The organism is Marinospirillum sp. (genome assembly GCF_014859565.1).
The window spans coordinates 1-8,109 of the sequence record NZ_JACUUA010000147.1 but is presented as its reverse complement, the minus strand read 5'-3'; the positions used below and the strand labels follow the sequence as shown (position 1 = coordinate 8,109).

General features: G+C 51.8%; 7 protein-coding genes. All 7 read right to left on the bottom strand.

The features are described from left to right. Positions 1 to 541 precede the first annotated feature (541 nt). Positions 542 to 1,432, bottom strand: coding sequence for a Wadjet anti-phage system protein JetD domain-containing protein (locus IBX50_RS14700; protein WP_292257044.1), 891 nt, complete (start codon positions 1,430 to 1,432; stop codon positions 542 to 544). Beyond that, on the bottom strand, positions 1,429 to 2,670 hold the full coding sequence (locus IBX50_RS14695; protein ID WP_292257043.1) for a hypothetical protein: 1,242 nt from the start codon (positions 2,668 to 2,670) through the stop codon (positions 1,429 to 1,431). The genes IBX50_RS14700 and IBX50_RS14695 overlap by 4 nt, the downstream gene beginning before the upstream one ends. Next, positions 2,670 to 3,302: a hypothetical protein gene (locus IBX50_RS14690; protein WP_292257042.1), complete on the bottom strand. Its 633-nt coding sequence runs from the start codon at positions 3,300 to 3,302 to the stop codon at positions 2,670 to 2,672. The genes IBX50_RS14695 and IBX50_RS14690 overlap by 1 nt, the downstream gene beginning before the upstream one ends. Then, complete coding sequence (locus IBX50_RS14685) at positions 3,299 to 6,976, bottom strand: ATP-binding protein (RefSeq protein ID WP_292257041.1); 3,678 nt, start codon at positions 6,974 to 6,976, stop codon at positions 3,299 to 3,301. The genes IBX50_RS14690 and IBX50_RS14685 overlap by 4 nt, the downstream gene beginning before the upstream one ends. Positions 6,977 to 7,121: 145 nt before the next feature. Then, positions 7,122 to 7,427, bottom strand: coding sequence for a DNA-binding transcriptional regulator (locus IBX50_RS14680; RefSeq protein WP_292257046.1), 306 nt, complete (start codon positions 7,425 to 7,427; stop codon positions 7,122 to 7,124). Continuing rightward, positions 7,420 to 7,794 carry a type II toxin-antitoxin system RelE/ParE family toxin gene (locus tag IBX50_RS14675; RefSeq protein WP_292257045.1) on the bottom strand — a complete coding sequence of 125 codons (375 nt, stop codon included), beginning with the start codon at positions 7,792 to 7,794 and terminating at the stop codon, positions 7,420 to 7,422. The genes IBX50_RS14680 and IBX50_RS14675 overlap by 8 nt, the downstream gene beginning before the upstream one ends. A gap of 74 nt (positions 7,795 to 7,868) precedes the next feature. Then, a partial coding sequence (locus tag IBX50_RS14670) for a DMT family transporter (protein ID WP_292257040.1) occupies positions 7,869 to 8,109 on the bottom strand: 241 nt, incomplete at its 5' end.

Genomic DNA, 8,109 nt, shown 5'->3' with positions numbered 1-8,109 from the left:
AGGCACCGCCAATCCTCAGGCTGTTAACCAACTGCTGGCGAAAAAGCTCGACGGCTAAAGCCACCCTGTAGATAGAGGACAAGGATGTCTCATTTAACCCCACCACCCATCCGTTCCTTCAGCATTCCCACTGATTGCAGTAGCCCCTGGTGCATTCTCGAAACAGAACTGGAACTGAAAAACCATCCAGACTGGCTAATCATATTCAAGGAAAGGGCGGACAGATTTCTGCTATCCTTGTCATGATAAATGCAGGCAGAAACCCGTCCATGTGTCCAAAAATGTCTGTGACAAGAATACTGAAAACGAGGTATCCAGATGAAATCAGAGAAATCTTCGGCATCGAACCAACAGCCCTCACCGCCAATGAAGCAGGATACCTCATTGGTTTCCGAACAGCTGACGAAATCAGAAATCGACTCTTTAAGGCAAAAAAAGAAATCCATCAGCGACTTCGTTCTAAAGGCATTACACTCAGAAACTGAACAGCCTCAAGCTCACTGAACCAGTAACAGAGGCTCGCGAATCAAGGCGGGCTTTTTTAATTCAAAGGATAAAGCTGCAGCGGCTGCGCACCAAACCACTGTTGTTTAAGTCCCTTTTGCTGGAGTTGTAACTGCAACAAAGGCCGTAAGGGGTGGTTATCGGGTAACTGATCCCGGTGTTGTTGCAGGCTTTGTTGATAAGGCAGCTGCGCTGCTGGCTGATGCAGATCACTGGCTTGTTGCTGCAGAAAATCTGCCGAGGGCAGCAGCAGCTGGTTATATCCTTCATGCAGGGCAATACTCATCCCCTTGGCATCAAAATCACCGTAATACACCAGCGGCTTGCCCGAACTCTGCCACCGCTGTTTCAGCTGTTTGCAGCCTCGGGCTTCCTGTCCGTGACCGCGATAAACCACCAGTGTTTGTGCAGACTGCAGTCCAGGCCAGACACTTTGTTCCAGCAGATAAAAACTGTCGAGATTTTCCACCACCAGCAGGCCGTTAAATGCATCCAGCACCAGCTGATCCAGTGCCACATCCAGAATCAGACGTGTGGGAGTTTGTTGTAAACCTGCCGGATGCAGGCTCCTTGCATTCAGTAAAGAAACCAGTAGCCGCTGTTCACTGGGGGCTTCTCGCAGGTTCTTATCCTCCGCCAGACCCACCGCCGCTTGTTCTGTTGTACTTTTACCACTGGCAGAAAAAGATAACGGTGGTAAACCCTCGGCCTGCAACAGGGTTTCGATCTGTTGTATCAAGCGCTGGTCAAATACACATTCAGGGGCACCCGGCCAGAGGTTAACCTCCAGATCCCATTCATCACACCACTGCAGCAGTTTTTTAACCAGGGGTCGTTTCAGTTTTAACTTAACCTGCTGGCAGATATTCAGCTGCTGCTGAATGCGTTGCAACTGGCCGCGCAGCTCAGCAGTTAATGGGGCTTTCATGCTATGGCTCCAGCAGGTGCCAATTGCAGGTGTACATCGTGGATCAATAACACCTGATTCCACTGGCTGGACGGGCTTTCATCCTGCCATAGTTGAAACTGGCTCTGTTCACGAGCAGGCAAACCCTGATGTTCAGCAATCACCTGATACAACCAGATTTCAGCATCCCAGCCCAGCCCGCTTTGCTGCAGATATTCCAGTGCACTGATGGGTTGACCAGAGTCCACCACCTGCAAATAAAAGCCTTCCACATCTTCCTTGAGTTGCTGCTGCCTTGCGGCAACCGTTTCATCCTGATGCCACTCAGCTGGTAAAGCGGCCTCAGCCAGCTCCAGCGGGATTTCACGGCGCGGCAGATGCTGAATCAGTTCAGCCAGCTGATCCGCATCCCGATCACGATCCAGTGCCGCAGCAGCAGCCGGAATCAGACTGGTCGCCTGATTAAACAGCGACGGAACTTCTGTACGCTGGGTGTAGTTGCCAGGGCGAAAACGCGGATGCTCACGCAGAAAGGCCACCATGCCATTGACCAGCAGGTTGCGTGACTGCTGATGGCGAAAACGTGCCATCAGCTGCACCAGCCGGGTTTGTACTTCCCGCAGGTTGCTGTAATGGGCACTGATCTGGTTCTGCAGCTGACTGACCAACAATTTACGTAATGGTCCGCTGCCACCCACCAGCAGAATCAATTCATCAAAATCTATCAGATCCAGCCCATCCAGCAGACGGGTGATTTGTTTCTGAGCACGTTCATTTTCACGGATTTTGTCATTCAGACTGCTGACAAAACCAAAATCACTGTTCAGCCGTTGCCACAGACTGTCAATGGCGTCAGCAAAACGGCCATTCAGGTCATCCATCTCCTGAGTCAGTCGCAGTTGTTGCTGTTCCGCCAGCAGGTAGTCACCCCGCTGCTGAGCCTCGCGCCAGGTCATCACCAGATTGCGTAACAACTCTAGGGTTTCACCAACATCCGCATTCACATGGCGGCGGCGGGCATCCGAGAGCATTTCGGCGATCAGGTCACGCACCCGGTGGCTGAGTTTCAGGCCGGATTGTTCATCCGGTCGCCAAAGAATTCGGGCATTCAGCAGTTTTTTTAACGCAGTATCACTGAAGGCCGTTTCGTCCACTTGCTCACCCACATAACCCTGCATCAGTGCAGTGGCGTGTTTGCCCAGCAACGCCAGACGTTCTGCACCGGTTTTGATCAGGCTAGAGTCAAAATCGTCGACCATCAGAGTAAGGCCTCCTGTTGCGGAGCCTCATCCTCGATGGGCAGATTTTCTTCATCCCGGATAAAACGCACCAGATCCAGCAGGTAATCAATTTTGCCGGTGACATAAAAATACTGGCGGTCTGCGTGTGGCTGCACCAGATAACCCTGCTCTTTCAGGCGGCGAAAAATCTGTTTGACCTGATTACCCAGATCATCACTTTGTGAGTTAAAAAAACGATCAGCCGCCAGGCGGTTCAGGCGTTCACGCAGGCTGTGATTATCCTCGGAGCGCAACACAAACTCCGCGGGTTTAAGGATTTCTCCTGCGGTTAACACACTGTCACGTCCCAGCGCTTCCTGCACCAGCTGCATCCATTCCAGCAGTGGCATCAGGCTGTTCCAGGTCTGGCTTAACTGGTTGGATAACTGCTCACGGGCATCAGTGGTAAGCTCCCGCCAAGCCAGAAACCAGACACTGGCATCCGGGTTACTCGCCAGCCGCCGGTTCAGTGGTTGCAGGTATTCATTAATGGCTTCGCGGGTCGCTTCATCTTGCAGATGACGAAAAGCCTCTTCATCACTGACCTTGCAGACAAAAGCACCGCCCAGCAGGCGTTCCAGCAGCAGGCCATGTTGAGTTAATGCTGTCATGGGGTCACCTCCTGCTGGCGTTGCTGCAGACGTTCAGCCAGACGACTGAGTTTGGGTTCAATACGTTTTAACAGACGTTGTTGTGGGTTGTTCTTATCCCGATCAATCAGGTAACGATGGCGGAACAACAGCAGCACATCCGATTCCGGGTTGGGAAAAGCACCCACAATATGGATCTGGTTGCTTTCACAGGCACGAAAGAGTTTTTCCACATTGTGATAAGCCAAGGTGCCAATTTCATCAATCGGCCAGTGGATGGCAATATCAGCCTTACCACGCAGCAGCCGGGTAAAGGCCAGCAGGAATTTGCACAGAATCAGGTAAGCCATACCATGACTGGATGATTCCAGCAGTTGGCGATCATTACGGATCACCAGATCCGAACCACCTTCATTCAGGTGCAACTCCAGCCGCAGCAGGCTTTCAAAGGTGTAACTCTGATCACTGCGCAGTAACTCCACCACATCAGCCAGAGCATTCAGGTAGTGATCATCCGGCAGTGGATTGCCACTGGCTTTCCACTGCTCATAAAGGGCAGCAAAGTGTTTCAACGGTTGCCAGAAACCCAGTTCATCAATGGTGGACTGGATTTTGACCTCGGATTTACTGATACCATCCAGTACCAGATCATCTGCCACTTCTTTACTAAGCCGCCGACTCTGTTCGTTGATGCGCCGGTTCAGGTCACGGAAAACCGTGAAAAACTTGCTGAGGTCACCACCGAGATTACGCCCCTGTTCCACCAGATTGTTCTGTTGATCCTGCAGCAGTTGCAACATACCGGACAGAACCGGTAACAGGCGGCGCGGATGGATTTCTCCCGGTTGATCCGGTTGCAACTGCTGACGCTGGTTGTCCAGAAAAGCAATAAAATCGCTGCTGGCATCCTTGGTCAGGTTACGCTCAAAGGTCTGTTGGGTTTCCCGTACCTGTCGGGTCAGGTCATGCAATTCCCGCAGTGCCGCCTGAGCACGATCCATGCGTTCAATCCGGTCACCCTGAGCTGCAGTGACTTCAGGTGGTTGTTCCGGTGGCGGCAAAAGCTCCAGCTGGTTCAGCAGGGGTTTCAGGCGAGTGGCTTGTTCACGCAATCCCTTCAGGTGTTTTTCCAGACCACTGAGACGGTTTTTCAGCTGACCGCGCTGCTGGTTATGGCTGGTTTTTAACTGCTCCAACTGCTCACGAGTCTGGCGCTCACTGTCTTTCAGACGAGTTTCTTTCTGCAGCAGCTCCGGTTTGCGTTTGTCCCAGTCGACCCGCATAAAGCGCCGGTAGTCTTCCAACTCATCCTTGCGATTGCTGGTGTTACGGATTTTTTCCTGCAGTTGTTTCTGGCGTTCTTCTGCTTCGCGCAGGTGGCGCGGGTCGATCTGCCGGGCTTCCAGATCCCGATTAAACGCAGCTTCCAGCTCGGCCAGCTGTTGCTGTTGTTCCTGCCGCAACTGATTAATCTGTTGTTCCAACTGAGCTATCTGGCGATCAAACCCGGCCAGCTGTTCCTGCCAGTCGGCTTTAAATTCCAGCAACTGGGTTTCAAATTCGTGTTTTAAACTGGCCAGACTCTGCTGTTTGTGATCACGCAACTGCTGTTTCTGCTGCTCAACCACCTGCAGCTGCTTTTGCAGTTGCTGCTGCCGTTGTTTTTGCAGTTGCTGTTGTTCTTCCTGCAGGCGATTACGGTGATCCGTTGCAAACTGGATATCCTGATCACACTGGTTCAGGCGCAGCCGAGCCTGATCCAGTTTTTGTTGTTGTGCTTCCACCTGACGGGTTTGTTCCAACAGCTGTTTTTCGATCAGCTGTTGTTCTTGCTGCAGTTGGGCCAAGCGTTTTTCAGCCGCTGCAAGCATCTGCAATAGTTCGGCTTCATCCCGTGCATAATCCGGCAGCTCGATGGCATTTAAATCCAGCTGCAGGTTAAAAATTCGCTGTTCATCACCCGGTAGTTGCTGGGGTGCCAGATCAGACCGTTCCAGCAGATCTGCACGTAACACTTTGCCCAGAGTTTGTTCCCAACCGGGTTGATGAAAACGCAGGAAATGGCGCAGGCTGCCCTGCTCAGGATCACGCTGGCGTTGTAGTTCTCGGCACTGCTGCTCGGCCTGACTGACCGCCTGACGGGTGCGGGTGAGCAGGTCACTCTGTTCCCGACGCTGCTGCTGCAACTGCTGTAATTCCCGATTCAATTGGTCGCTGAGCTGTGCCTGAGTGCGCTGATCCTGTTGTGCCTGTTCCAGTCGCGCCTGCGCCAGCTGCATGGCCTGAATCTCTTCATCCTTCTGCTGCGGACTGCTGAGTTGGGCTTTCAGTTCCGCCAGTTGTTCGGTGATTTGCTCCTGACGGATTTCATAGTCGGCTTCCCGCTCATCACGCTGCTGCTGGTATTGCTGTTCTAACCGGTTTTTCTGCAGTTCCTGCTGGTCACGAGTTTTCTGCTGTTCTGTACGCAACTGACTGATGCGGCTGTAGTTCTGCTGTGACTGACGCTCCAGCGCTTCGGCCAGCTCAAGCTTGCGGGCTTCCAGTTTTTGTTTGGAATCACCCAGTTCATCCCGCATCAGCTGCAGGTGTTTTTGTAATTCTTCCAGATCAATGCGCCATTGGGGTAGCTGCTGTAAATCCAGCTCCAAACCGGCCATATCCCGCTCGGCATAGTTTTCATAAGTCTGCTGCAGATCATCCAGCTCGTGCTGGGTGATTTTTAACGCCTGTTCCTGCTCACTCAACTGGCCGGTCAGTTCGTTACGTTGATTTTCAAAAGTTTCCTGCTGCTGACTCAGTTCACGTTCCAGTTCACGGGCCTGTCCCTCGGTATCCGCATCTTCCTGCAACAGGCTGGCCTGGTCTTTTTCCAGCAGAGGATACAACTGCCACAGTTCGGCTTCGGTGGCGGCCAGTTGTTGTACCTGACGCTGCAGGCTGGCAAATTCCTGTTTTAAACTGTCCAGCCGCATCGACTGGCGCATCTGTTGTATCCATTCCCGCGCCTTGGTATTACGTATGCGGGTGACCGGCAGCTCCACACCATCTTCTTCAAAAATGGCCGCCAGCATGGTTTTTAAGGTATCCATCTTGCCTTCTTTGGCATGAACTGCTGATACCAGTTTTTCCATGTGGCGGATACGATGCCCAACCTTGACCAGACTGTACTGCAGCGCAATCTGGCGCAGGCTTTTGGCTTCCTGTGAATTACCGCGCAGCAGGCTGAAATCGTTCTGGATCACACTGCGGTATTCGGAGGTGGCTTGTAATTTACGCGAGGTATCAATTTTGAGCTGACGCAGACGGGCAGCAAAATCGCTGTAACTCAAGCCCTGAATGCCCTGTTCACTCTGGCTGAGATAATGTTCGGGATTGTAGGGGGCATTTACAAAACGGTATTCCACCCCGGTGGCTGCACGGGTCAGTACCGCCTGACAGACATTGCCATCTTCGCGGCGGTATTCATAAATCAGGTAGGAGTTGCTGCTGGGCAGGTAAAACTCATCAAACTTCTTGCGGGTTTTGGGTACAACCTTGTTGGGCTGTTCCCCATAAAACACTGGCACCAACCGCTGCAGGGTGGTCTTGCCGGACGCATTGGTGCCGCAGATATTGGTGTGACCATCCAGATCCAGCTCCACCACCCCGTCCAGATGTCCATGAATCAGTACAATACGCAGCAGATGCGACATAAACCACCCTGTAATCCGGTTCAGGAAAAGGGCAGATTATCCCACAGAAAACACCACGAAAGCAGCCCTGACAAAATCTGGACTGTATCAACTTGAGGACATATAAAAATCGAAGCCAAGAACAGAGAATCTTTCAGGTTTTTTGTTAAGCCAGTATTTCCAGCCCTTTTTCCGCAACCAGATTCAGCAGCTTCAACGAAGGGCCGTTGGGTCTCTTCTGCCCTTGCTCCCACTTCTGTACGGTGGATACACTGGTGTTCAGATACGCCGCGAACACACCCTGACTGGCGTGATACTTTGTACGGATTTGCTTGATCTGTACAGGCGAGTATTCTTTCACTGGCGGCAGACAAAGTGCATCAAATTCGCGCAGTGTAGTCTCTTTCATCACGCCAGCAGCGTGCAGGTCTTGCGCTGTTTCATGCACTGTATCTAAAATTGATTTATCCATCATTTTTTACCTCAGCTAACGCACCATGCTTGATGGCTTCGCTTAATGCTTCATCACTGTAAGCCAGTAGTTCTTTTGCCAAGACTTTCAAGGCTTTTAGTTCATAGGCGCTGATGTTTGCACGAGCGTTCTTGGCAAAACCGTAGACAAAAAACGCCTTATTACCAATCTTATAAGCCAACAGAGTTCTGACTCCCCCACTCTTACCTTGACCAGCAATCGCTACACGCTTTTTTACCACATTACCGCCAAGGTCAGCATCAATCAGCCCCCGCTCCATTTCATCAACCGCAGCCTGCAAGACACTATCATCCAGCCCTTCTTTTGTTGCCCACTTACTAAACACCCTGTTTTTGAATATTCTCATATCACGTCCTTGCTCTTGAGCAAAAAATATAGCACCCAGTGCCACACTTAGCCAGCTTTTTATAGCTGCTCTGGCTACCTTACCACCCGATTAGCCCAGTAGACTCCAAACACGGTGATGACCATTCCTACTAATGCCAGCAGGGTCATGCGTTCATCAAACAGCAGCCAGGCTTCCAGCGCGGTCAGTGGTGGCACCAGGTAAAAATAACTGGCAGTGCGGGTGGATTCTCCGGCACGGATCATCAGTAACAGCAGCAGGATCGCCCCCACTGATAACACCAGTACCGACCAACCCAGCGCCAGAATAAAATCT